This is a genomic window from Acinetobacter sp. YH12126, assembly GCF_013418745.1.
In the GTDB taxonomy this organism is placed as follows: domain Bacteria; phylum Pseudomonadota; class Gammaproteobacteria; order Pseudomonadales; family Moraxellaceae; genus Acinetobacter; species Acinetobacter amyesii.
Genome location: NZ_VPBM01000002.1, coordinates 229,134 through 255,619 on the forward strand (window position 1 = coordinate 229,134; position 26,486 = coordinate 255,619).

At 40.9% G+C, this 26,486-nt stretch carries 24 protein-coding genes and 1 pseudogene; 6 read left to right on the forward strand and 19 right to left on the reverse strand.

Features of this window, described 5'->3' with window-relative positions:
- Position 1: 1 nt before the first annotated feature.
- The 3 genes and pseudogenes from hemC to FTU62_RS01140 all read right to left on the reverse strand — a co-directional run bounded on the left by hemC (position 2) and on the right by FTU62_RS01140 (position 2,962).
- Entirely contained in the window at positions 2-919 is a 918-nt protein-coding gene (hemC, locus tag FTU62_RS01130) for a hydroxymethylbilane synthase (RefSeq protein ID WP_218948553.1), read from the reverse strand.
- A 95-nt stretch (positions 920-1,014) separates the two neighbouring features.
- On the reverse strand, positions 1,015-1,755 hold the full coding sequence (locus FTU62_RS01135) for a LytTR family DNA-binding domain-containing protein (RefSeq protein ID WP_078190465.1): 741 nt from the start codon (positions 1,753-1,755) through the stop codon (positions 1,015-1,017).
- Positions 1,756-1,808: 53 nt separating this feature from the next.
- Positions 1,809-2,962: pseudogene (locus FTU62_RS01140) on the reverse strand (sensor histidine kinase).
- Here FTU62_RS01140 and argH point away from each other — a divergent pair.
- Positions 2,953-4,383, forward strand: a complete 1,431-nt coding sequence (gene argH, locus FTU62_RS01145; RefSeq protein ID WP_171319324.1) for an argininosuccinate lyase — start codon at positions 2,953-2,955, stop codon at positions 4,381-4,383. The pseudogene FTU62_RS01140 and the gene argH sit on opposite strands and share 10 nt — an antisense overlap.
- A 27-nt stretch (positions 4,384-4,410) precedes the next feature.
- Positions 4,411-4,680: an oxidative damage protection protein gene (locus FTU62_RS01150; protein WP_180101552.1), complete on the forward strand. Its 270-nt coding sequence runs from the start codon at positions 4,411-4,413 to the stop codon at positions 4,678-4,680.
- Positions 4,681-5,499: 819 nt separating this feature from the next.
- Here FTU62_RS01150 and pgsA read toward each other — a convergent pair.
- From pgsA to uvrC, 3 genes are all read right to left on the reverse strand, one after another.
- A complete protein-coding gene (pgsA, locus tag FTU62_RS01155) occupies positions 5,500-6,087 on the reverse strand; it encodes a CDP-diacylglycerol--glycerol-3-phosphate 3-phosphatidyltransferase (protein ID WP_078190467.1) in 588 nt (195 codons plus the stop codon).
- A gap of 104 nt (positions 6,088-6,191) precedes the next feature.
- Entirely contained in the window at positions 6,192-6,986 is a 795-nt protein-coding gene (locus tag FTU62_RS01160) for a thioesterase family protein (RefSeq protein ID WP_180063073.1), read from the reverse strand.
- A 136-nt stretch (positions 6,987-7,122) separates the two neighbouring features.
- A complete protein-coding gene (gene uvrC, locus FTU62_RS01165) occupies positions 7,123-8,922 on the reverse strand; it encodes an excinuclease ABC subunit UvrC (RefSeq protein WP_180101553.1) in 1,800 nt (599 codons plus the stop codon).
- Positions 8,923-9,100: 178 nt separating this feature from the next.
- Between uvrC and FTU62_RS01170 the strand changes: the two genes are divergently transcribed.
- Positions 9,101-10,147 (forward strand): AAA family ATPase, encoded by a 1,047-nt coding sequence (locus FTU62_RS01170; RefSeq protein ID WP_180078006.1) that lies wholly within the window; start codon positions 9,101-9,103, stop codon positions 10,145-10,147.
- A gap of 53 nt (positions 10,148-10,200) precedes the next feature.
- Here FTU62_RS01170 and FTU62_RS01175 read toward each other — a convergent pair whose 3' ends face one another.
- The 3 genes from FTU62_RS01175 to lpxO all read right to left on the reverse strand — a co-directional run bounded on the left by FTU62_RS01175 (position 10,201) and on the right by lpxO (position 13,175).
- Positions 10,201-10,614, reverse strand: a complete 414-nt coding sequence (locus FTU62_RS01175) for a PH domain-containing protein (protein WP_180078004.1) — start codon at positions 10,612-10,614, stop codon at positions 10,201-10,203.
- Positions 10,615-10,795: 181 nt separating this feature from the next.
- Positions 10,796-11,878 (reverse strand): diguanylate cyclase domain-containing protein, encoded by a 1,083-nt coding sequence (locus FTU62_RS01180; protein ID WP_180024933.1) that lies wholly within the window; start codon positions 11,876-11,878, stop codon positions 10,796-10,798.
- Between the two features lie 382 nt (positions 11,879-12,260).
- Complete coding sequence (gene lpxO, locus FTU62_RS01185; protein ID WP_078190472.1) at positions 12,261-13,175, reverse strand: lipid A hydroxylase LpxO; 915 nt, start codon at positions 13,173-13,175, stop codon at positions 12,261-12,263.
- Between the two features lie 473 nt (positions 13,176-13,648).
- Here lpxO and fadB point away from each other — a divergent pair, with 473 nt between their 5' ends.
- Together fadB and fadA are read left to right on the forward strand one after the other, a co-directional pair.
- Positions 13,649-15,802: a fatty acid oxidation complex subunit alpha FadB gene (gene fadB / locus FTU62_RS01190; protein WP_180059365.1), complete on the forward strand. Its 2,154-nt coding sequence runs from the start codon at positions 13,649-13,651 to the stop codon at positions 15,800-15,802.
- 12 nt (positions 15,803-15,814) lie between these two features.
- Entirely contained in the window at positions 15,815-16,987 is a 1,173-nt protein-coding gene (gene fadA / locus FTU62_RS01195; protein ID WP_180101555.1) for an acetyl-CoA C-acyltransferase FadA, read from the forward strand.
- A gap of 71 nt (positions 16,988-17,058) precedes the next feature.
- Here the strand turns inward: fadA and FTU62_RS01200 are convergent, their stop codons facing one another.
- From FTU62_RS01200 to tehB, 3 genes are all read right to left on the reverse strand, one after another.
- The gene (locus tag FTU62_RS01200) at positions 17,059-18,033 is read right to left on the reverse strand and encodes a hypothetical protein (RefSeq protein ID WP_180101557.1); all 975 of its coding nucleotides are present in this window, start codon (positions 18,031-18,033) and stop codon (positions 17,059-17,061) included.
- A 7-nt stretch (positions 18,034-18,040) separates the two neighbouring features.
- Complete coding sequence (locus tag FTU62_RS01205) at positions 18,041-18,556, reverse strand: Panacea domain-containing protein (RefSeq protein WP_180101559.1); 516 nt, start codon at positions 18,554-18,556, stop codon at positions 18,041-18,043.
- Between the two features lie 228 nt (positions 18,557-18,784).
- Positions 18,785-19,660, reverse strand: coding sequence for an SAM-dependent methyltransferase TehB (gene tehB, locus FTU62_RS01210; RefSeq protein ID WP_180101561.1), 876 nt, complete (start codon positions 19,658-19,660; stop codon positions 18,785-18,787).
- 297 nt (positions 19,661-19,957) lie between these two features.
- On the opposite strand from tehB, the gene FTU62_RS01215 reads away from it, so the two are divergent.
- The gene (locus FTU62_RS01215; RefSeq protein ID WP_180101563.1) at positions 19,958-20,578 is read left to right on the forward strand and encodes a hypothetical protein; all 621 of its coding nucleotides are present in this window, start codon (positions 19,958-19,960) and stop codon (positions 20,576-20,578) included.
- Between the two features lie 52 nt (positions 20,579-20,630).
- Here FTU62_RS01215 and FTU62_RS01220 read toward each other — a convergent pair whose 3' ends face one another.
- The 7 genes from FTU62_RS01220 to FTU62_RS01250 form a co-directional block, all read right to left on the reverse strand.
- Complete coding sequence (locus FTU62_RS01220; protein ID WP_180101565.1) at positions 20,631-21,992, reverse strand: GGDEF domain-containing protein; 1,362 nt, start codon at positions 21,990-21,992, stop codon at positions 20,631-20,633.
- A gap of 376 nt (positions 21,993-22,368) precedes the next feature.
- On the reverse strand, positions 22,369-22,647 hold the full coding sequence (locus FTU62_RS01225; RefSeq protein WP_078190480.1) for a hypothetical protein: 279 nt from the start codon (positions 22,645-22,647) through the stop codon (positions 22,369-22,371).
- A 79-nt stretch (positions 22,648-22,726) separates the two neighbouring features.
- Positions 22,727-23,476 carry a hypothetical protein gene (locus tag FTU62_RS01230; RefSeq protein WP_180101567.1) on the reverse strand — a complete coding sequence of 250 codons (750 nt, stop codon included), beginning with the start codon at positions 23,474-23,476 and terminating at the stop codon, positions 22,727-22,729.
- A gap of 192 nt (positions 23,477-23,668) precedes the next feature.
- Positions 23,669-24,196 carry a hypothetical protein gene (locus tag FTU62_RS01235; protein ID WP_227591847.1) on the reverse strand — a complete coding sequence of 176 codons (528 nt, stop codon included), beginning with the start codon at positions 24,194-24,196 and terminating at the stop codon, positions 23,669-23,671.
- Positions 24,197-24,389: 193 nt separating this feature from the next.
- Positions 24,390-25,124 carry a class I SAM-dependent methyltransferase gene (locus FTU62_RS01240; protein ID WP_180101569.1) on the reverse strand — a complete coding sequence of 245 codons (735 nt, stop codon included), beginning with the start codon at positions 25,122-25,124 and terminating at the stop codon, positions 24,390-24,392.
- A 103-nt stretch (positions 25,125-25,227) separates the two neighbouring features.
- Entirely contained in the window at positions 25,228-25,950 is a 723-nt protein-coding gene (locus FTU62_RS01245) for a hypothetical protein (protein ID WP_180101571.1), read from the reverse strand.
- A complete protein-coding gene (locus tag FTU62_RS01250) occupies positions 25,950-26,399 on the reverse strand; it encodes a hypothetical protein (protein ID WP_180025927.1) in 450 nt (149 codons plus the stop codon). Before FTU62_RS01250 ends, FTU62_RS01245 begins: the two co-directional genes overlap by 1 nt.
- Positions 26,400-26,486: the final 87 nt, after the last annotated feature.

Consider the following 26,486-nt stretch of genomic DNA (forward strand, 5'->3'; position numbering starts at 1 on the left):
ATTAATACAGTGCCTTTAAAATTTCACCTGCACCTTGGGCTAACAAGTCTTGTGCCAATTTGACACCGAGCTGTTCAGCTTGTTCAGGAAAACCTACTTGCTGTGCTTTCAACAAGGTTTGACCGTCAACACTACCGACACGACCTTCCAAATGAATCTGACCATTTTCTAAGGTTGCATAACCTGCAATCGGTACTTGGCAGCCACCTTCTAGATATGCATTAAATGCACGTTCTGCGCGTACACAGGCATTGGTCTCTGTATGCATTAAGGGCAAAATTAAATCCAATACAGTTTGATCTTGGCTACGACATTCTAGGCCCAATGCACCTTGTCCAACTGCAGGTAAACTCACAACAGGCTCAAGAGTATGACGAATACGCTCTCCTAAACCCAGACGCTTCAACCCTGCACTGGCCAAAATAATCGCATCATAGTTGCCCGCATCAAGTTTAGATAAACGCGTACCCACATTGCCACGCAGATCAATAATCTCAAGATCAGGACGTTGTTTTAAAATTTGGCATTTGCGGCGCAAGCTCGATGTCCCAACCTTCGCACCTTGTGGTAAATCATCAAAACTGTTATAGGTATTTGAAACGAAAGCATCTAATGGGTCTTCACGCTCACAAATCACGGCCAAACTTAAACCTTCAGGCAAAGCCATTGGCACATCTTTCATCGAATGAACTGCCAAGTCTGCACGACCATCCAACAACGCCGCTTCTAATTCTTTTACAAATAATCCTTTTCCCCCAATTTTGGCTAAAGGGGTATCTAGAATCTTGTCACCTTGGGTCACAAAGGTCACCAACTCAACTTTCAAATTTGCATGAAGTGCTTCTAAGCGTGCACGAATATGTTCCGCCTGCCAAAGTGCAAGCGGGCTTTGTCGAGTTGCGATCTTAAGGATATTCATAAATTTTAAAATACAGTCTATAGGGCTATTATTCTAAACTTAACTTGCTCAGTTGAAAATGCAAGCTTAATTCGCAATGTACTTTGACCCTTGCCCTATAATTTTTGTATTCGCTCACGCAAATTCGGTAAATGTCGACGGCTGACCGCCAAACGTTCTTCCAAATCTCGACAACGCACCTGATATTGCCCCGAGCTTACGACTTCCAAACCATCTAAAAAGCTCACAGACACCAAGGCATTGCGATGAATGCGTATAAAACGATCACCAAATTCATGCTCTAAATCTTTCAGCGTTTCATCAATGAGTACGCTGCCATTTTTGTGCCGAACAGTGACATATTTCTGATCTGCAAGAAAATAGTAAATATTTTCCACAGGTACCAACTCTACACCACGATAGGTCTTTGCCGCGATTTGATGGCGGCTGATTTTAATTTCGTCCATATTTTCTTTTTGTTTTATCGTGCTCAATTGAGCTTGGGTTAATTTAGTTAAATGATCTAAAACCTGCTGCAATTCCTGTTGCATAACCGGTTTTAGTAAATATCCCTCTGCATTCGATTTAAATGCATCAAGTGCATGATGATCATATGCAGTGCAAAAAATAATAGCGGGCATGGGGTCTAATTCACGCAACAATTTCGCGCAAGTCAACCCATCCATTTCAGGCATTTGTATATCTAGTAAGATGACATCAGGCTCGAGGCTTTGAGCCAAGTCAATCGCTTGTTGACCATGTGAAGCTTTCGCAACCACTTGATGTCCAAGTTGAGTGACTAAACGTGACAATCGCTCTACTGCTAGAGGCTCATCATCACAGATTAGGATGTCCATTTCTCCTCCTTATCTCGTTAACGTCATTTATTTTTATTGGTCAACTGAGATTTCTATTTATATTGATATTGCACCACAGTCGTATACATTCCCTCGCCTGCGTAGGTTTGAAAAGTGACATGCTGACCATAATATGCCTCAAGTCGCTGTTTCACGTTTTCGATGGCAATACCATTCCCCTGACGTAATTTAATTGTATCCTGTGTATAGGGATTTGTAATAACGATATTAATTTGATTTTGTAATATTTCAATCAATATATTTATCGTACTCTTTGTCAAAATCTTTTCAACTCCATGAAAAATACTATTTTCTAATAAAGGTTGTAAAGTTAATAGTGGAATTTGTACTTGAGCGTATTGTTCAATACCTTCTAGTTTCCACTCCACCTTAAGCCGATCACCTAAACGCATTTGTTCAATGGCCAAATAACGCTGACACAGATCGATCTCATCTTTGAGACTTACCAACTTCAATTCTTGAAAACTTGCACGGAACAATCGAGATAAATTCAGTAGCATTTGCTCCGCTTTATCTGGGTCAATCGCAATCAAGCTAATCACATTGTTTAAGCTATTAAATAAAAAATGTGGATGAATCCGAGCTTGCATAGCCTGAATGCGTGAGTTTAATTCACTATGATGTTGTCGACCCCACTGTTCTCTTAAATATAAATATCGAAAACAAAATGCCCCAAGTAATACCCCATAGCTCAGATTTAAAACCACACCAGCAGTTAAAACGTCTGCACTCAAACCAGCTAAACTGAAATTTTCACCAAAATAGATCAAAACATTTAAAGTTATGGTGGTGAATAACACCAAAGCTTGCAATAAAACAAACCCGCTAAACATGAGCATTTTCATGCTTAAACCACGCGTCTTGCTCTGCAAAAGCTCTGAAAATGCTGCAAATGCCAATAATATCCAGTTAATAAACAACACATGCTGCATGACACTGGAAACACTTAAGGCTTGCCACGATTGAGCTTGTGCCAAGACCAAAACCAAAGCCAAGATATTGCCCGCAAGAAACAGCTCCCACAGATAGTGCCAACGGCCCATTTTTCCTGAAAATACAGAAATTGTCATAGACCTAAACCCTGTCTAAAAGTTTGATCAACTTGCCCTTCGGCAACTGGGTTCGAATTTGCTATACTCTTGCTCAGTTCTATGCTTTTTATCTTATTGAGCCGACATGACCACATCTTCTAATTCCTCAAATCCGTCACAAGCCCAAACTTCAGGCATGTGGGGCGGTCGTTTTTCCGAAGCTACTGACGCTTTTGTTGCTGAATTTACAGCATCTGTACAGTTTGACCAACGCTTTTATAAACAAGATATTGCAGGTTCAATTGCACATGCAACCATGCTTGCAAAAGTTGGCGTTCTAACTGAACAAGAGCGTGACGATATTATTAATGGCTTAAACACCATTAAAGCAGAAATTGAAGCGGGTAACTTCGAATGGCGCATTGACCTAGAAGATGTGCACATGAATATTGAGTCACGCTTGACTCAACGTATCGGTATTACAGGTAAAAAACTACACACCGGTCGTAGTCGTAATGACCAAGTTGCAACCGATATCCGTCTGTATGTTCGCGACGAAATCGATGCGATTTTAGAATTATTGAAAAAATTACAAAAAGGCATCCTAGGCTTAGCGGCGAAAAATACCAATACCATCATGCCAGGCTTCACGCATTTACAAACTGCACAGCCAGTGACTTTTGGTCACCATTTAATGGCGTGGTTTGAAATGTTGGTACGTGACTCAGAGCGTTTAATCGACTGCCGTAAACGTACCAACCGTATGCCTTTAGGTTCTGCTGCACTTGCAGGAACAACCTACCCAATTGACCGTGCATTCACTGCCGAATTACTAGGTTTTGAAGCTGTCGCTGAAAACTCTTTAGACGCCGTATCTGACCGTGATTTTGGTATTGAATTCAATGCGGCAGCATCACTCATCATGATGCATTTATCACGCATGTCAGAAGAAATGATTCTTTGGACATCGGCTCAGTTCAAATTTGTGAACATCCCTGACCGTTTCTGCACTGGCTCTTCAATCATGCCGCAAAAGAAAAACCCAGACGTTCCTGAGTTGATCCGTGGTAAAACTGGCCGTGTATATGGTGACTTGATGAGCCTATTGACCCTGATGAAAGGTCAACCATTGGCATACAACAAAGACAACCAAGAAGATAAAGAACCACTATTCGATGCAATCGATACTGTTCGTGGCTCACTCATGGCATTTGCCGACATGATCCCTGCACTAGTGCCAAACATTGACATAATGCGTGAAGCAGCGCTGCGTGGCTTCTCAACTGCAACTGACCTTGCCGACTACCTAGTTAAAAATGGCGTGGCATTCCGTGATGCACATGAGATTGTGGGTAAAGCAGTTGCTCTCGGTGTTCAAGAAGGCAAAGATCTTTCAGAATTAACCCTTGAGCAACTTCAACAGTTCTCTGACTTGATTCAGGCCGATGTCTTCGAAAAAGCATTAACACTTGAAGCATCTGTCAATGCACGTAACCACATTGGTGGTACTGCACCAGCTCAAGTTGAAGCAGCAATTGAACGCGCACACGCACGTTTAGAAAAACTTTACGCATAACTTTTTCAAGTTAAATGGAGTATTGATATGTCTCGACAAGTTTTTTGCCGTAAATATCAGGCTGAAATGGAAGGTTTAGACTTTGCACCATTCCCGGGTGCGAAGGGACAAGAATTGTTTGATACGGTATCTAAACAAGCTTGGCAAGAATGGCTAAAACACCAAACCACGTTGATCAATGAAAAACGTTTAAACGTGTTTGAAGCTAACGCGAAAAAGTTCCTTGAAGAGCAACGTGAAAAATTCTTCAGCAATGATGAATCTTTAGAAAAAGCCGAAGGCCTAAAGCCTGAGTAAAACTTAAAGCGTTGCTTTAAGTTTTACGCAAGACAAGCGAAGCGCGTAGTTTCAAATGTCATGAAGGAGTCCCAAAGGGGCTCCTATTTTTATACTCCGCCACGCCGCAAGACAAGCAGCTATGCTGCGCGTAGGCTTGAATTGAAAAGAATCTCCAATCTTGGGGATTCTTTTTTATTGCTCTAAAAATTACGCAAGACAAGCGAAGTGCGTAATTTCAAACTAAAGTCTGAAAGGACTCTTTTTTTTGCTTCGGAGCACTGCTATTTCCGCAAAACAAAGATGACGTCTGTGTAAGCTTTCATTGGGAAATGATCTTCATCATTGCTGAAATATCTTTTATCCATTGATCAATTTTATTTAAACTTAAATAAATGAACTTATTATTTAAATAATGTTAATTGTATTTTTTCCATTACATATATCGATTTTTATCGTTTAAATCCAAACAAAACCTACCAAAGTTACTGGCCAATTTGTATCAAAAATTCTGAATGTAAATTTGTGATACATTTCTCAATAAAACACAACATTACACTACAATAAACTCCATGTATTTCTAAATCTGCTTTCCTATAATAGCAATCAAGAAGATGGAAACATCTTCCATAATAGCGATAAGTAACCCCGATTTTCCTTCCCAGATTTCCCCCAAAATCTGGGAATTTTTTTATCCAAAATTTGCACTAACGTCTCACATTTAACTTCAAGCTCTAATCAAATGAAGCGCTGTTCAAACTAGACAAACCCTCAATTTTTTCTAAAAGCTCGGCAATAAAAAAGCCCCGATCACGGAGCTTTTAGTAACTTACTTTTAAATCAAGGTTGTTTTAAATACGGCCATGCAGCTTTCAAATAAATAAACATCGACCATAACGTTAAAACCACGGCTGTATAGAGCAATCCATACGCCAACATTTCTAGGGGCTGCCAATTTAGCAAAAATACTGAAATCGCAATCATCTGGAATGCTGTTTTATATTTACCAACGGTTGAAACCGCAACACTGGTACGCGCGCCTAATTCAGCCATCCACTCACGTAGGGCAGACACCGTGATTTCACGTGAAATAATTACAATCGCTGCAAAGGCCATCGAAATGGTAGGTTGCCATTGCACCAAAACGATCAACGCTGTTGCAACCATCAATTTATCTGCAACAGGATCGAGAAAACGTCCAAATGCTGAAGTCTGATTTAAACTTCTTGCAAGGTAGCCATCAAACCAGTCAGTGACAGCTGCGATCACAAAAATAGCAGTCAGCAATATATGACGTGACATGCTGGCAGCATGCTCACCCACGCCCATTGCAGGTGGCCAGTACGCCACCAACAAAAACACAGGAATTAAAGCAATTCGTGCCAATGTTAAAATATTAGGAATATTCAGGATTCGACCTGTTGTCATAGACACCCCAGTTTTCCCCTCATGCACGATGAAAATGCAAAATAATTTGAGGATTTATCCATCGTTAGTTGCACTCACTTTATACGAAATGCCCCGCAGTGTCACTAGGCAAACACCGTAACAGTCTGTCGCGCAATCGCTATCAACTGGTTATTTTCATCCCATAAATGAGCATATTCTGTAGCGTATCCATCCGCTGCATAATCGGTAAATACTTTATATTTAAACCAATTATGTAAGTTTGATTGCAAGGGATGTACATAAGTCAATGTCCACGTTAAAGAACTCGCAGGTGCCATGGTTTTGTACATAGGCAGTACACCGGGCGGCCACATATCCATCGAGACCATTAGGTCAGCAACAGTCATCTTACGGTTATCATGACGTTCTGGGTTAAAACGCATCCAACCACTAAAGTCAGGCTTTTGACTTGCTGTACATGGATACTGCCCATCTACCCAGACCAAATCCATTTGCTGAAAGCACTGGGGTGCAAGTGGATGATGTTCGGCAATCTTTAAGCTGCTCACTTCAGGAAAATCGGGTGCTTGACGCTCCTGATTGACGGCAATGCTTGATTCACGTGGAACACCAAAGCTCGCCAATAAAATGCTTTGTACGGCATCATCTTGCCAAAGTCGAACTTCGATAGTGGTGACGGATTTGCCCTGTCTTAAAATTTCAGCACTTAAACGCACGGGCGCCAATTGTACTGGCCCAACAAAGGTCACATTACAACTGAGTAAACGTCGCTGCGGATCGGCAATGGTGGCAACGGCTTTGTGCATCATCATGCCAGCCACTAAGCCGCCATAGATCGTACGTCCTTGCAACCATCCTTCTGGAATCTCAACCCATTCATTGTGTTCAATATGTTGATACAACTGTGCGAGTGACATCATCATCCCTGATCATATTTTTGATTTTTATATCATTGTATAAAAATTAAATGATGTGAATGATCAGTGACTCATGCGTCAATGATCATTTTGGCAAATTCAGGATTGACCCGTCATCGATTGGGCTTAGTTCGCGCTATTCATGCAGGATTTTATAAATGGTGCGCGCCATCACATCACCTAAACCCGGTACAAGTTTTAGATCATGTTCAGAAGCCTTCAACACCCCTTGAATGCCGCCGAAATGGGTTAAAAGATCCCGACGACGTTTTGGCCCTAAGCCCGGAATCACCTCAAGTACCGATGAGCCGCGCTTTTTATCTCGTTTCGCTCGGTGTTTGGTAATGGCAAATCGGTGGGCTTCATCACGAACCTGTTGAATCAAATGCAGGGCTTTATGGTCTTCGGGCAATTGGATTTTTTCACCATCGGTAAAGTGCAAGGTTTCCAAACCTGGTTTACGCCCCTCACCTTTGGACACCCCGACCATAAAGGCATCGAGCTCGAGTTCTTGCATGACTTCCATCGCCATGTGTAATTGACCTTTACCCCCGTCAATTAACAACAAATCGGGCAACATGTGCTTTTTATAACGGCGGGTCAGCGCTTGACGCATGGCAGCATAATCATCGCCTTCGGTAATGTCATTGATGGAAAATTGGCGATAGTCGCGCTTTCTTGCGCCGCCCGCATCAAAGACCACACAAGACGCTATGGTCGCCTCACCCATAGTATGAGAAATATCAAAACACTCAATACTGTCAATCGGCCGCCCAACGACTTGCTCTAACTGATGAAAGCGCTCATTCAATTCAAAATGGTCAGCCAGTTTACCTTTAATGGCGTGCTGCACATTCATTTGTGCAAGCTCTTGCCACTCTGCACGGGTTTCACGCACTTTATGTTTGATTTGAATTTTTTTATCAAAGTGCTGATGTAGTGCATCTTCCATGTCTTTGCGATCTGGAATATCGACATTGATGATGAGTTCTGCAGGGATTTCGTCTGCCACCTGAAAGTAAAAATTAGCAATGAAGTCAGAGAGCATTTGACCTAGATCATCACCCTGCATATCAGGGAAATAACTCTTTCCGCCGAGCATTTTGCCATTGCGCACATGCATGATTTGCACACAGGTCACACCAGCTTGATAAGCAATGGCAATGATATCTGCCTCGCCTTTGACTTTATAAATCGCTTGCTGAGTTTGTACATCACGCAGCAGTGCCATACGATCACGATAAAACACTGCCTTTTCAAACTCGAGTGCTTCGGCCGCAGCTTCCATTTTCCCAATCAGCTCTTGATTAAGCTCTTTAGTGTCGCCTTGTAAAAACCGAATCGAGTTATTGACATCTTCTTTATAATCTTCGGGTGAGATCAAACCCACACAAGGCGCGGAACAGCGTTTAATTTGGTATTGCAAGCATGGTCGTTTGCGCTGCGAAAAATAGTTATTTTCACACTGACGCACATTAAACAGTTTTTGCAGCACCACCAAAGTATCACGCGCGTTATAAGCACTCGGATAAGGCCCAAAAAACTTACCGGCCTGATGCTTGGCTTTGCCTCGCCCTGCGGCAATTCGTGGATAGGGTTTATCGGCTGAAATAAAGATATAAACATAAGATTTATCGTCCCGCAGCATGATGTTATATGGTGGACGATGGAGCTTAATCAGGTTTTGTTCCAGCAATAGGGCTTCAGTTTCGGAACGCACTACTAGCGTTTCAATATCATAAATACGGGCAACCAAAGCCTGCGTTTTGGGATGCTCAATGGTTTTCACAAAATAACTCGACACACGATTTTTTAAATTCTTTGCTTTACCCACATACAGCAACTCACCGTCTTTACCCAGCATGCGGTAAACACCGGGTAGAGTCGTCATATTGGCAAGAATTTTTTCAATATGTTCGCGTGCGTTTTCGTTCACTTTTGCCTTGTTCCGTCTTCGATATTGCTCTTTGACATGATGTGATGCTTTTACCTACATTTTCAAGCAATCCCGCAAATTTATTGTTGCTCATAGCAATGATCTGATTGCTAAAAGCTATTAATGCAAAATTCTAAATTTGCTATGCTCAAAACATCACGCTTTAGGAACATGATGCATGACGAACGCCAATCCCGCCATCCATGTCGTACACCCGACAACTTCGACGCAGAGCACTGCTGAAAAAAACCGTTTGATGGGTAAGCCGCGTTTTCATTTTGAACCGCATGACGTTATGCAACGCTTAAAGCAACGGATCATTGGACAAGAAGCAGCATTAGACGAAATTGAAAAAATGCTGCATGTGGTCAAGGCTGATTTTTCCAGTCCTGAACGACCGCTCTCCGTAACCTTAATGCTTGGACCGACAGGTGTTGGTAAAACCGAAACTGTGCGTTTAATCAGTGAAGTGATTTATGGCCGACCTGATGCCTTTTGCCGCATTGATATGAACACGCTCGCACAGGAACATTATGCGGCTGCCATTACTGGTGCGCCTCCGGGCTATGTCGGCTCGAAAGAAGGCCATAGTTTATTTGATGAAGTTGCCATTGCAGGTAGTCATACCCGACCGGGCATCGTGCTTTTTGATGAACTGGAAAAAGCGTCAACCGAAGTTCTTCGCGGCTTAATGAATGTGCTGGATAGCGGAAAATTAACCCTAACCTCAGGTACAAAAACCATCGACTTTCGTAATTGTATGGTCTTTATGACCAGCAATGTCGGTGCACAAGCGGCACAGCAATATCTAGATAAGTTAAATTTTTTACCCGAAAAAATACAGAAGGTTTGTCTCAAGCGCGTGCCAGTCAGCAGCATTATTGAAAAAGTCATGCAACGTAAATTCGACCCTGAATTTATTAACCGTATTGACCGTGTACTGCAATATCAACCCGTTCAAGATGATGCTTTACCTCGTTTGGTCGAAATTGAGCTGGAAAAACTTAATCAACGCCTACAGCATCAAAAACGCAGTATCAAACTCACAGATGCAGCCAAAGCACATTTTTATCAGAATCATGATATTCGGTATGGCGCACGGCATTTAGCACGAAAAATGCGGGTCGAGCTTGAACCTATTTTGGCGGTGTATTTTTTGAATCATCCCGAACAAACTAAAATACACCTAGATGCACAACTTGGACAATTGGTTATTATTAAATAATTCTCTGGTCTTTAAAAGGCATGCTCACATACCTTTATTCAGCATTCTTATATTTATTGGATTGGAACACCAATCGCTTTAGCAAAAGCTTGCGGATCTTTCGGTGAAACCATGACGAATTTACGTTGTCCATTCTGTATATATTCAATTTTTAACCGTGTAATGGAAAGCGCAGGTGCCGCAGATAAATCCTGACTTGCACTGATGCGTTGGATATTCTGCAAAGGAATCTGCCAATGTAGAAACATGCTACGGATGTTTAATTCTGTAGCGGAAATTTGATAACGTGTATTGAATATTGGCCACCACAGCAGTAATACCGTTAAAATATACACCGCGGTATGAAGAGGATATTGCTGCATCGTGCCTTTGGCTTGCATGGTGAGTAATAATTGAATGAGTAAACCGCTCATACAAACAATAAACGCCACCACCCACCAATCTTTTTTTGAACGAAAAACTTGCATCTTATCCCCCATCAACTGCTTTTATTCTATACAAGATTTTGAAGGATGCATCTGCTATTTCAGCTTTTATTTTTGCAGGAAATAAGCGTATTTATCACATTATTTTCAAGAATATGGAGAACCATTTCGCTCAAGTACCGCTATTCATCAATTGTCATTTTTGGCGTTCTTTACGCTCGAATCACGCTTCTTTCGACATAGGTTGTTCCTGCAAACGTTTATAATTCTTTTTCTCTTGATACATTTTAGCATCGGCTTGTTGTACCAAGCTCATGGCATCTATATAGCCTTGCTGATGGTCTGTTTGACAGAGCCCAATACTTAAACTTAAGCCTGCTTCCATTTCAGCCACCGCTTCTAATAAACGCGGGATAAAACTCGCTTCCACATGCTTTTCACTACATCCCGGCAAGACCAAACAAAATTCGTCTCCGCCATAACGGAAGCAATGATCATCTAAACGTGCAACCGACTTTATGGCCGCAGCAACCGTTTGTAGTACCTGATCTCCACGTGGATGACCTTGTTCATCATTGATCTTTTTAAAATCATTGATATCAATAAACACTACTGTTACGGGTTCATGATTACGCTGTGCGGTATATAAAATACTGGTCAATAAGGTCGATAAATGCCGGACATTTAACAGTCCTGTTAATGGATCGCGCTGTGAAAGTTCTTCCATTTCTTGTGCACGAAACTCTAGCGCATGCGCATACTGTTCCATTTTTTCACGGGAGATCTTCACCTCATTAATCAAACTCCACACATAGGTTTCCACCACCAATGTAGTGTCGAACATAAAGAGCTTTTCCAAGGTGTTAATAATCCGCTGATATTGTTCCGTATCATTAAAGGTACGCTGAATTAAGCGAAACAACATGGTCTTTAGGGTATGCACCGCAGAGAGATACAATTTCGGCTCTACACCTATACGCTTATGAACCAAACCAATCCGTAAACGGTTATTCACATACGCGCTGTCATAGCGCCCGGAAAATAAATCCAATAAATATTGATGCTGCGCGCGTTGCAAACGCTTCAAGGTATCAAGATCACCAATCAAAGTGGCAATTTCTGGAATTGAGGTCTGATTTTCATAAAATTCATCGACCATACTGTCGAGTATTGGCGCCACAATTCCACCAATCGAAGCCAGTTCCGCCAGCTCTAAATCAGTCAAGCCAAGCAACTGTTTACGTCGTTCTATATCTTGCATCGAAATATGCATTTGATGCATCAATGTTTGGTTGGTTGCTTTCATGAATCGGATACCCTTCCCGCCAAATCAATCCCTTCAGGCGTTTACACAGGGTTTCTATGCAGTAGGTCTTCATGCCTGCATGCAAAGCTTCCACCGTTTTCACCTTTGGGTTTTGGCTATCATTGATGATGACGCTTTTCTTTCAGCTCAACGGTTTTGCATGGGCTTAAGTTCGGACGTCAACATCATATTCCTCGTCTATTGGCTCATTTTTTCTGGCTTATTCTGATTCTGGCTTATTTTGGCTAACACGATTCCTGTATTTAGCTGATTTGCTCTGCATAATTATTTTTATTCTGCTTGCAAGATAACTGATATTTCACTGACTGTCAGCATAAAAAAACGCCCCTAAGGGCGCATTTTTTCGATATTTATTCCACTTTTAAAATAAATATGGACGTACAAAAATCAGGAAGAACAGCCCCAACATCAGGAACCACTTTAAAAAGTAATACAGTGAACGATTGGTTTTTTTCAAGGCTTTGGCTTTTATGCGAATTTGATAGACATAGCCAAATACTTTATTTAAACCACCTGTTTTATCACCGCTTTCATTCGGTGAACTTGCAGCAGTCATGACATTTTTACCAAACCAATGGTTAAAAGCTTCCATCCACTTTGACTTTAATGGCCGTTCAACATCTGCAAAGAAAATGATCCGGTTCTGATCCGTTTTATTTTCAGCATAGTGAATATAAGTTTCATCAAACACCACACTCTCGCCGTCACGCCATGAGTACCGCTGACCATCGACATCAATAAAACAACGGTCATCATTGGGCGTCAGTAAGCCCAAGTGATAACGCAACGAACCTGCATAGGGGTCACGATGACGAACTAAACGACTGTCGGGCGCCAACTCAGTAAACATCGCGGCTTTAATAGTGGGTAAATTTTTTAACAAGGCCGTAGTTTTTGGGCAAAGTTCAGCAGCCGAAGGATGAGCTGAGTCATACCATTTTAAATAAAAGCGTTTCCAACCTGTTTTAAAGAACGAGTTAAATCCAAGGTCATCATAAGTACTCGATGCTTTGATGCCCCCTTTTTCATACAAGGCCTTGGCTTCATCACGAATCATTTCCCAGTTTTCATCTAAGACTTTTAAATCTTTAAAATGCTGCGTGTCGATATAGGGTTGACTCGGCACTTTTGAAAACATGTACATGAGAAAATTGATCGGTGCGAGCAATGTCGAATGATCAAAAAACTGACGATAAAATGAATGACGGACTTTACCGCGTTGCTGGATATAAAACGCAGAAATGACAAAGACCGCCAGGATAATCCACTTAATCATATGAGGACCTCGTGCTAATAAGCATTGTGCTTAATGAAAAATTAACTTTTTTGAGAACGCGGCGAGTATAGCATAGTGCTCAGTGATGCCTAAATAAGCAGCATAGAACACTGTGTCTCAGCAAAGATGGATGACAATGTTAAAAGTGAATTGACCATTCTGCCGAAAAATATACTTGCTTTTTTCTTGAATTTTTCTTTCGCATCTCAATCTATAGCTTACATTTATAAAAAAATGTGAACTGAAACATAAGCTTCAACATATTTAATTAGAGCGATAGCGATTAAAGGCAGATCCAAAGTCTATTTCCAAAAGAAATTTTGATGACCCTAGCGTCACGGCTTGATACAACTTGTTATGTTCTTTTTAGATATAGTTATCGTAAGATTAGCGAGGCATAAAGTGTACGCAGGAACCGCGTACTCGCTTCACAACATCAACTTAGAAGTCCTCCAAAATAAAGGAGATCAGGCATGATCCACGCTGGCAATGCCATTACCGTCCAAATGCTTTCGGACGGAATTGCAGAATTCCGCTTTGACTTACAAGGTGAGTCGGTCAACAAATTTAACCGCGCAACAATTGAAGATTTTAAAGCTGCAATTGACGCTGTTAAAGCAAACGGTGACATCAAAGGTTTAATCGTTACTTCAGGTAAATCTACATTTATCGTGGGTGCAGATATCACTGAATTCGGTGACAACTTCGCTCAAGGCGAACAAGCGATTGTGGATTGGGCATTGCCTGTTCACGACATCTTCAATGCGTTTGAAGATCTAAACGTTCCTAAAGTTGCTGCAATCAATGGTATGGCATTGGGCGGCGGTTTTGAAATGTGCTTAGTGTGTGACTATCGTGTGATGTCAGAAGCTGCACAAGTTGGCCTTCCAGAAATCAAACTGGGTATCTACCCTGGTTTTGGTGGTACGGTTCGTTTAAGCCGCGTGATTGGTATCGACAATGCGGTTGAATGGATGGCAATGGCTGCACCGAAAAAGCCGGCTGCTGCGCTCAAAGACGGTGCTGTTGATGCAGTTGTTGCTGCAGACAAACTACAAGACGCTGCAATTGACCTTGTGAAACAAGCAATTGCTGGCCGTGTAGACTGGAAAGCAAAACGTCAAGAAAAATTAGATCCTGTTAAATTGAACATGCTTGAACAAATGATGGCATTCAATACAGCGAAAGGTGCAGTTCTTGCAAAAGCAAATCCTGCTCAATACCCAGCGCCAAAACTTCTTCTAGACTCATTACAAGCAGGTGCAAGCCTTCCACGTGATGAAGCATTGAAAATCGAAGCGCAAGGTTTTGCTAAAGCGGCTGTGACTCCACAAGCAGGTGCGTTAATTGGTTTATTCCTTAACGACCAAATTGTGAAGAAAACTTCGAAGAAATATGAAAAAGGTGCTCACCCTGTCAACCAAGCTGCTGTACTAGGCGCAGGTATCATGGGTGGTGGTATTGCTTACCAAGCGGCAAGCAAAGGCACACCAATCATCATGAAAGACATTGGTAACCCACAATTGGCGTTAGGTATGTCTGAAGCGAACAAATTGTTGACTAAACAAGTTGATCGCAAAAAAATGACTGCGGCGAAAATGGGTGAAACTCTTGCGCGCATCCGTCCGACTTTAAGCTATGACGAGTTTAAAGAAGTGGACATCGTGATTGAAGCAGTTACAGAGAACCCTAAAGTTAAGGGTATCGTACTTGCTGAAACTGAGAAGAATGTTCGTGAAAACACGATCATTGCGTCTAACACATCAACCATTTCAATCACACGTTTGGCTGAAAACCTAGAGCGTCCTGAAAACTTCGTAGGTATGCACTTCTTTAACCCAGTTCACATGATGCCATTGGTTGAAGTGATCCGTGGTGAGAAAACATCTGCTGAGGCAATCGCAACGACTGTGGTTCTTGCTCAGAAAATGGGTAAAACCCCAATCGTAGTCAATGACTGCCCGGGCTTCTTGGTGAACCGCGTATTGTTCCCTTACTTTGGTGCATTTGACCTTCTACTGAAAGACGGTGCTGACTTCCAGCAAGTTGATAAAGTGATGGAAAAATTCGGCTGGCCAATGGGTCCTGCTTACCTCATCGACGTTGTGGGTATCGACACAGGCGTACACGGTGCAGAAGTAATGGCGGAAGGTTTCCCTGACCGTATGAAGCCTGACTTCAAAGGTTCAATTCAAACGATGTATGAAGCAAAACGTTTGGGTCAAAAGAATGACGTTGGTTTCTACAAATACGAACTTGACCGTAAAGGTAAGAAAGCCAAAGTGGTTGATCCTGTGGCTTACGAACTTGTGGCTTCTGTTGCAACTGCGGAAAAACGTGAATTTGATGCTCAAGAAATCATTGACCGTATGATGCTGACGTTCTGTAACGAAACTGTTCGTTGTCTAGAAGACAACATCGTTGCAACGGCTGCTGAAGCAGATATGGCGATGATCATGGGTGTAGGTTTCCCTCCATTCCGTGGTGGTCCATGCCGTTACATCGACCAAACAGGTGTCGCTGAATACGTAGCGCTTTGCGACAAATATGCGTATTTAGGTAAGGCTTATGAAGCGCCACAAATGTTGCGTGACATGGCTGCAAACAACAAAAAATTCTACGGTTAAGGAGCAACGTGAATGGCTACTTTAAATCCACGTGACGTTGTCATCGTTGATGGCGTACGTTCAGCAATGGGTAAAACCAAAAATGGTATGTTCCGTAACGTACGTGCTGACAGCTTATCTGCTGAATTAGTACGCGCGCTTGTTGCTCGTAACCAGTTTGATACCAATGAAGTTGAAGACGTAATCTGGGGCTGTGTAAACCAAACCCTAGAGCAAGGTATGAACATTGGTCGTAACATTGCGTTATTGGCTGATCTTCCAAAGACTGTTGCAGGTCAAACAGTGAACCGTCTTTGTGGTTCTTCTATGCAAGCAATCCACACAGCGGCTGCGCAAATTGCAACCAACCAAGGTGATATCTTCATCATTGGTGGTGTAGAGCACATGGGTCACGTTGGCATGATGCACGGCATCGACATCAACCCAGAAGCGTCTAAGCACTATGCAAAAGCGTCTAACATGATGGGCTTAACGGCTGAAATGTTAGGTCGTATGAACGGTATATCGCGTGAAGAACAAGATGCGTTTGGTGTTGAATCACACCGCCGTGCTTGGGCTGCAACACAAGAAGGTCGTTTCAAAAATGAAATCGTGGGCGTTGAAGGTCACGATGCAAATGGCTTCAAAATTCTGTGCGATATCGATGAAGTGATTCGTCCTGATGCAAACCTTGAAGCATTCCAAGCTTTACGTCCAGTATTCGATCCGAAAGGCGGTACAGTAACTGCTGCGACTTCATCAGCATTGTCTGATGGTGCGTCTGCAATGTTGCTGATGTCTGCTGAACGTGCTCAATCTCTTGGTCTTAAGCCACGCGCTGTGATTCGCTCTATGGCTGTTGCAGGCTGTGATGCTGCGATCATGGGTTATGGTCCTGTTCCTGCGACTCAAAAAGCGCTTAAACGTGCTGGCTTGTCAATTGCTGATATTCAAACGTTTGAATTGAACGAAGCGTTCGCAGCACAAGGTTTGTCTGTTCTTAAAGGCTTAGGCATTTATGACCAACAAGACCGTGTGAACTTGAACGGTGGTGCGATTGCATTGGGTCACCCATTGGGCTGTTCTGGTGCTCGTATTACGACTACATTGCTGAACGTTATGGAACAGCAAGATACACAAATCGGTCTTGCGACCATGTGTATCGGTTTGGGTCAAGGTATCGCGACTATTATCGAACGTGTTTAATGCTTAATTAAATACTGAGATAAAAGAAACCCCGCTTATTGCGGGGTTTCTTTTTGGCATATCATAATATTTCACTTTGTTATAATTACTAATGAAGAAATTCCTATTACACTCAACAAACTTACAATCATTCCGGCTTTAAACAAATTATAGTTACGATCATTTTTTGTATTTAAAGCCAATATCCAACTTGTTAGAAGCATAATAAGCAATGTAAAGCTTAATAATAAAATTGATACTGCAAATACAAAGACAGGTAAACTCCCCTCATTGGTAAGTAATTCTACAGCTGCTTTTACTAAGCTCATTCCCCCAAATAAGGCTATAATAATAGAAGCAAAAATACCTAGAATTGTGACAAATTGAGTTTTAGACTCCTCAGCATCTTTTTGCGCCCTCTGAGCTGAAATCAGTGCCTTGTTAGTATCTTCTTGTAACTTTGTTATCGTACTATTTAATGTCTCTACTGTTATTTGCGTATCTTTAGCAATTTCACTTGAAGTTCTGACTGATCTTAATGATTTAGCAATGATTGTACGCGAATCACTTAACTCTACCTTTGCTCTTCTCAACTCCCCTTCCAAATCAAATATTTTATTTTTTAAATCATATATTTGACCTGATACTTTTAATGTCTCTTTACTAATAAAAACTTTTTGGCATACAGCTAATTGAATATGCGAGACAAACCGCTTGTATGCATTTAATTGATGGTTTGCTTTCCTATTTTTTTCTAATTTCAGTTCATCAGAAGTCAAACCATCTAATTTTAATAATTTCTTTAATGGCTCGATTAATCCTTCAATTACACTATTTAATTCATCTGAAAATTCAAAATCTGATGCATAAATACATTCTGTAATTTCTTGATATGGAATAGGATAAAAAGTTTCGCCTGTACTATCATCTACAAGGTTCTTTTCCTGACATATAAGTAAAAATGACTGTAAAATTTGCTGGTGCAAATCTACAGTCATTTTTAGTGGGTCAAGATGTGATTCAATTAATTCATTTAACTTTAGAAATTTATCAGAATTACTATTCACACTGTACCTAGCTAATCAAATCTTCAATATCATAACTTTCATTACGTAACTCATCTTCAGAATATGGGATATTCTTTTCCCCATTCTTAATAGCTTGTTGTGCTCTTAACCAAGAGTCTTCTTTATGAGTTAATTCAACTAATTCAAAAGCTTCTTTATCTACTAAATTTGTAATTATAAAATTTAACCTTTGTCTTTGATCAACCGTTAGGTCTAGGAGTTCTGGATCAAACTGCTCTCTTTCAAAGCGAATCCCATTTTCGTCATTTACAAAGCGAACTGGTGTTTCAGGCGTAGTAATACGACTAAATCCATACGAACGAAAAGTACTATAGACATTAGGCGTCACCGGCCCATATTGCCATTTTTCAATTTGATCATCAAAAATCGAGAAGCCACTCTTCAAAAAGTCACAATAAACATAGTAAAGAATTTTTTGTAATTTCACGTGTGTAAAGCTAGTATTCGGAAAATTTTGATTAACAAACCAAATAATATAGTTAGCAAAAGCTAGAGCATTCATACCATACCTCCATTTTCACTAAAACGAATTTAAAACCCAAAAGTACTTATATAATAAGTGTCGACGTATTATCCATAAATCAATATTTTTATAAAGGCTGAATAACTTAAATATCTATACTATTTTTAACATGAGCGACCTAAGCTGTCACCCTAAATCCGATATGAATTTTTTTAATTTTTAAAATTAAAAAATATATAACCATAACTTAACTAAAAATTGAGGAGGTTAATCAGTTCGCTGCGCCAACAAAGTTGCAAAATGCTGTTTAATCCGCTTCCCATCAGCATCCACCCGATGCAACTCCCCGACATTTTCATTGTATTTCACAATATTCCAGCCATCGTATAGCGTACTTAACTCCCCTGCTTTAAAGCTAAATGGAAAGTCAGGCTGCGCAGGTAAATCAGGCGTATCCATAGCGCAAACTATCAGGTTATAGCCATTTACACTTGTCGCTTGCTGCATCTGCTGAATCAGCGGCTTGACTGTATTGGCCTCTAAAAACATCATCACCACAGTACAGCAAATAAAGTCGTATGTACCTGTAATGCTTGGGTCAGCGTTTAGATCACGCTGCTGTACATGAATATTTTCAATGCCTTCCGCAGCGATCACCTCTTGCAGCTTGTGCAAACTGTGTGGATTGACATCCCATGCATCCACCTCAAAACGCTGCTCAGACAACTGACTTAAGTACAGCGAATTACGCCCCTGACCACAGCCGACATCCAAAGCACGTCCACCATGCAAATACGGTGTTGCAGCCAAAATTTCTGAATGTGTTGGGCTGAGTTGATACTTCTTATAAAAATAGTCCTGTGCTAAACAATAAAAACTTAACTGACATTGCACATCATCACTCGCAGACATAATCTTGTGCCACGCCTGTGGTTCTATAAACGGCGGTGGTAGGTCTGGACTAAATACATGCGTCGAGAGGACATTTCCAGACGCATCTAACATGGCAAAATTTACTTCACCTTGCAGCACGGTGAGTTTTGCCCATGTCCCTGCTTTGGTATTGTGCTGTTGTTTAAAACCTTGTGGAATCGATTGCTGCGTCCACACAGGGAGCTGTTTATAACAAATAAGCTGCTGCATCTGTAGTTATCCCTCAAGCGACGTTATTTTTATGCCATACCAATGGCGGAAATGTATATTCACCATAACGGCTTTAACAGTGATTTTAAATCAGCTTTGAATTGAAAATTTCGAATGCTGTGCAATGCACGCTGTTTTTGTTTGTTTTTCTGCGTAACACCATGTTATCCGTTTGTAACATTGGTGGAATATTCACACAATCGAATCCCTCACTCTGTGCCGTGTAACCTAAGCGCTGTTGATAAGGCATAAAATTTACAATGCCTTATTTTAACTAAGTTTTATAGAGTGATGACTATGAACGCGATCAAAACTACTTTAGCTGTTGCTTTAGTTGCTGCTACAACTTCTGCTATGGCAACTACTGCTGTAGAACAAAAACCTGCGACTGCTGTTGAAGTTGTAAAAGCTCAAGCTGCACAAGCGAAAACTGCAACTGTAGCTGCTGCTCAAGCAACTAAAGATGCTGCTAAAACTCAAGTGGCTGTTGCAGAAAAAGCAACTCAAACTAAAACTTTAACAGTGAAAGAAACCACTAAAGCAAAAACTGCTGACATGAAAAAAGCAGTTGTAGAAAAAGCAGCAGCAACTAAAGAAACTGCAGTTGCAGCAAAAGATGCAACTGTAGCAAAAACTGTAGCGGCTAAAGACGTTGTTGTTGCGAACACTGTTGCAGCAAAAGACGCGACTGTAGCAAAAACTGTAGCAACTAAAGATGCTGTCGTTGCAAAAACTGTTGAAGCAAAAGATGCAGCTGTAGAAAAAGCAACTGATGCAAAAGAAGCTGTTGAAACTAAAACTGAAGAAGTAAAAGCTGAAGCGAAAAAAGACTGCGCTAAAAAATGTGCAGAGAAAAAAGCTGAAGCAGCAAAAGCTGAGAAAAAAGGTTTCTTTTCTTGGTTCAAAAAAGCAGCTTAATCGTTGATTAAATGCTAAAAAAAGATGCCTTCACGGCATCTTTTTTGCCCATTTAGACTGCAATACTGCTTTCTGCTAACGGAATAATCTTTTGATAAACAAACTGATTTTTCCCCTGTGATTTCGCCTGATATAGGCAGGCATCGACATGCTGTAGAGTCGTGGAGTAATTGGACAAACTCAACTGTTGAAACTCGGCCAAGCCCATACTAAAGCTGACATCTAGCCTTAATTGATCTTTTCGAAACGGTACATGTTCGCAGCGTTCCAAAATTGTTTCACACAACATTTTACCCTGCTCCAAATCGGCACCTTCGAGCAAAATTAAAAATTCTTCACCGCCCCAGCGACTGATAAAACTCGCGCGAGGACTACAATTTTTTAAGATTTTTGCCAAATGCACCAAAACACTGTCCCCCATTTGGTGTCCATATTGGTCATTAATTTTTTTAAAATTATCGACATCGAGCAAAATGACACAGCCTTTATCAACCGCACCCTCTATAAATATTTGTTCTTTAAAAGCATGGCGATTTTTCAGCCCCGTCAACTCATCGCAAAAACTTACACGTTGCAAAGCCAAATACAGGCGTTTATTTCGTGCATATAGCTCACAAATAAACAGAAAAATGATCAGATAAATACCCAATGCCAAACGATAAGAACTGATCCGCGAGAGCATATGTACTTGTGCATCCGACCAATATTCCCCAGCCAATGGCATGGCACCATACCAGCCACAGATCAGCGTCATTAAACCAATCAGCCAGCAAAAGGTTTTGAGTTCGTATTTGATCGCGTAATAACACATCAATAAAGGCAAGACCATGCAAGCATAGAAGATCTGATCATTTGAGATCACATATTGCACGGCCAGTGCCACGATCAGATAGCCATAATCCATCCACGGCACATTCATCCAGCGCTGAACACCAAATAATAAACACACCACAGCCAAACTTGTTGCAAATTGCTCTAGAAAATAATCAACAAAGGCAAAATATTGGTTGTCCATCTGAAAGCACGCCACGAACAATAGACTGCCTGCAAAAGCACTCACGATACTCGGAACAGCCAACATCAGGGTTCGCTTAAAGCGTCGTTTTTTTAAATGGCTCAGTGCCAAATAGGCTTTAATAAATACCCAAATCTGAAATGCTGAAATCGCACACAGGAGAAATTTATCTTCTAAGGTTTTGGCGGGATCGACCATCAGCGAAGCCACAAAGATCGCACTAAAAGCATAGAGCACGATCAGTAAATCGTGGCTTAAATGCTTGCGTATTAAAATCATGCCATAGGCAGCGAATGCATTTACCACCCAAACAGGGCTAATAAATAATTCATAGGTATAGCCTATCGACACCAATGAAACCGCACATATGGCAAGCCATAGCAGTATTAATTTTTTCATACGCTAAAAAAATCGTCTCTAAAAATGGCGATAAACCTTTCATTCAAAGCCAATCGGTCTAAGGTTAGAATGATTGCAAGTTCAATACAGCTCAGCTTCTTATGCGTTATGGGCTGCTGGCTAAAAATTTATGTTTAAATTTTCGGCGTATTTTAAGTGATTTAAGTCACACTATTGATTAATAGTTGTATTAAATTTGCAATTTAAACAATCAAAGACTGTTTTAAAGCCAATGTTTTTTGCGTTATTCATGCTAGTTCGGAACTCAGCTCCCAAATTGATGCTCGATAGCAACAAAAAAGCCATCCGCTAAAGGATGGCTTTCACTTGTATAACATGTCTTGAAGCTGTGCTGAATAATTTGAATGAGAAGGACTTATTTTAATATTTGTAATTGTTCCATCAACCAAGCCATGTATTTGTCTTGATCCATAAAGTCAGGCGCCGTCCCTGTATCCAAACTATAAAATTGTTGATTAAATTCAATCACAATCTGTTCAGTCAGATGCCAATCTTCAATCATGCGAAAATACTGACTAAAGAAAAAACGGTTCTTGCCCCAGTTGTTTAAACTTTCCAAACGTGGATATTGGCGGTTCGCGATAAAGTCGATATAGACCTGCTGAATATCATCAAAAATCTGAATAGCTCGCATGAGCATGGACCTCTATATGATGTAAAACCCTGCTATAAGCCACTTTATCGCGCAAATTTGAAAGAGTGATGACAGTCAGTTAAAGCTTTTGTTTCAACTCTGAACGGTTCTTTTGGCGGATCTCATCCATTTGCGCATTGAGCGCTAACATCTCTGTATAAAGCTGATTAAACTGCTTTAAAGGCGCATCTTCATAGAACATAAATAATTTATTTTTCTTTTCCCATTTATTGGCTTTCAGCACAGCAAAGAGCTCATCAGCCTTCGCCAAGCTTTGCTTTTCTAACTCAAATAAAGCATGCGACTCATCACTATCACGACTGTCTCTTAAACTCTGGGCAATTTGCTGACGAAACACCTGTTTGACCGCCAACTGTTTGGCCTGAGCTAAACCATTTTCCTCTTGCTGAGTGGTTTTTTGCTCATAAGCATCGACCACAGCATGCACCTGTTGCAGCATTTGCTCAGTCTCTTGATATTGGTTTTTTTTATCTTGCAACAAGCGATCGATGTCGAGAAATTTATCCCAATTCAGTGCTTTAAGATCACGAATATATTGATTCCGCGCTTCTGCACGCTGCAGCATTTGGCTCAAAATAAAATCCGACATGATTTTATAATCACCCGTTAGCCGTGCATCTGTCACATTGAGTTGTATCGGCTCTTCCCAGTGCTGAGCTTGCTGAAAAATTTGCTCGGTTTTTTCGCGCAAAACCGTTTCATAGGTCGAGAGTTGCACAGCTTCTTTTTGCTGTACTGAATATTGATAAAACATCCATCCAAAGACCAATACCGTAGCACTGGCCAAGACAACAAAGATACGCGGCATAATGAGCTCCGAATGCCCTTTTATTCAGTTTAACCAAAAGTTTGAAGATTGACGATAAAATAGCCATGCTTTTTAAGGAGGCTATTTGAAAACATCAATGTCAATACACTTAAATTGCGCACGTCATCAAAACGAAAATTCATGGATAAAACATGAATTTTCGCCTTCAATTTGCTATAGAGATGTATTCGATTATGGGGTCTTGATCGGATTGGTATTTAACTGACGGTCAATATTGCCAAGATTGATTTGATCACGACTGATTTGCACATTGGTCGCATTTCGGTCTATCCCAAAGGGTTGCAACATAATATATAAACCATTGCGTGGGTCAGAAGACTGTAAGCCTGCGGCAATATCTAAAACATGCTGCTGCATCAAAGGCGATAAATTCGACATATCAGGCACTGCTGTCGCAGGCAAGACATCTACATTTGATACGATTGTTGCATCGACACCTTTGTTTTGCGTATCGCGCTCAAGTTGCATCACCCGTTGCTGTAAAGCTTTACGGCGATCCACCTGCTCTTGATACTCAACAATGCCCGTCTCTGCACGCATTTCACGCTCTGCCATAATGGTTAAAGCAGGCATCTGAATAGCTTGTTGTTCGGTATCCTCAGCTTTTGTAGTGGCTTTTTCCGCAGCCAAAGTACTCATAGCCGTCATTGCTGCGCTAACAAAAACCAAAACGGAAACAGATTTAGGGAGATTCATCATGTTCATTCCGAGAGATTTAAAAATAGAAAATTGAAAAAATTTACACTGCCATTATTGTACAACAATTAATCAATTTACTAGATTTAAGCCCGACAAACGGCACGTGAGTACAGCTTATTTAAAGCTCACGTTGCTCATTCTAGACTTAAGATTTCATCCTTTATCTATCTATATTGCGGCTACTTTTTCTTTTTTATACGGTCCCGATTCTTAACAGCACAGGAAATGACAAAGCAAACTCTTGCTGCAGATGGCGGCTAAATAAGTCATGCAAAGCTGCACACGGTTGATGTGTTGGATGTTGTTTTTGGTAGTGTTTTAACCCAGACCACGTTTGCAAATAGTCCAAAATTTGCTGTGCACTCCACCTATAATTTAAAAACAGCTGAGGTGTCGCTAACTCCTGAAATGGAAACGGAATACTGCGATATTCTTCGTCGATGTAACGACGTTCAACATCCCAATAGCCTTTTAAGGTGACAAAATACAGATCCTGTAAAAGCTGGTTTAATTCCGCATGTTCAAATTGAATCAGACCATAGCCCACAATGGCGATGTGACCTTGGGGTTTCAAAACGCGTCGTACTTCTGCATAAAAGGCAGCAAAATCGAACCAATGAATCGCTTGCGCAACTGTGATTAAATCCACTGAATGGTCTGCAAGCGGACAATGTTCTGCGCTGGCTTGCTCATAACGTACATTATCTAAATTGGGTGCTTGTGCCAATTGTTCGGCACTCAGATCTGTCGCTAAAACCTGTTGAAAATAGGACGCCAAACCTTTGGTAAATTGACCTGAACCTGCACCACAGTCCCATGCCAGTTCACGCACGGCAACATGCTGCAAGATGCTATCGACGACTTCAGCAGAATAACTTGGACGTGATTGTTGATACAGCGCACTCCCTGTAGAGAAAAGGTCTTTCATTGTAAAAATTCATTGGTTATTTTTTATCAGTTTAATCGAATTTTTAGGGGCAGAAACTAGCACTTAAGTCATAGCTTCAACGATAAAATTTAGCTTTAAATATTTACTCAATCACGTGCTGTATATAAAAACTGGTCTGCGCAATCGGGCTTAATTGATCATTCATTTGATAATATTTCACATCATAGTGACCTGGCTTCCAGCCAGCGACAGGACTAAAACTGACCCAATTCTGTTCACGCTGAGCACTAATCCGTTGAGGCATAAAAAACAGTACTTCTCCAGTAGATTGATCGCTCCAACGTACAAAAACCTGCTCATTATTCGGAGTTTTTCCTAAAGTATCAAAGTGAGCAAACAACTGCTGCTCTGCATAAATGTCACGCGGCAGTACATTTTCAACCCCGTATTCTTGCTGTGCCATAACCGCGGCTCGTCCACTCATAGGCTCATGAGGATTATTTGTTGCATCAACAAATTCGCGTACAAGATGCTTCGCAAATTCGCGTTTGTTTTTTATTGCCGATAAATCATAGCTGGGAAAAGCTTGTTTTAAATATTGATCCAACTGTTGTGGTGTCGCCTGATCAATGACGGCATTCACCTGAGTCATTTGATTTTTAAGTTGCTGTTGTAATTCGATATTATTTTCAGACTGCTCAGGTATATTCTGCTGAAGGTTTTGAATAAACCTAATCCCTGTCTGATCTCTATTACTTTCTATAACTGTAGGATCATCAGATACAGTATTAGACGGGGCTATTAAATAGCCCAATCCAAAACAGACGAGTCCAATCAACATTGGCACAATGAATTTCATCAGCATTAATTACACGTAATCGTTTCAGTCACGTTATTCGCCAGCGTGATTTTCAAACTTCCATTTGTAAATAATGCCCCCTGATTCACTTCTTCTTTAGTTCGATTACTGCCTGACAATAATCTTAATCCTTCTGATGTACAGATTCCTGTCTGGGTATCATTTGTTAGCTTTAATACACAGCCTGCTGTTGTCACTTTATGGGTATTTGCTACAGGTTGAGTACATATTGCCGTGATCACATTTGTAGACGGTGTTTTAAGATCACACGCTGAACAATCTCGACTTGCACTACCGCATGCATTTGCTGCTTTTTCACTGCGGCAAATATAGGTTTGAGTACCAAAAGTAAATTCTTTTTCATAAGATGAATTAAAACTCCCACTGCTTCCACCACCACATGCTGTTAATAAAGCACTTGTCATTACAGTTAAAGCCATTAACATTTTGTTCATATGCATTGTCATACCTTTTATTTTTAAAAATTTTTTTAACTATTAGTCAAATTATATTCGGTAGATTGTAGCAGTTAAATTGTGTAA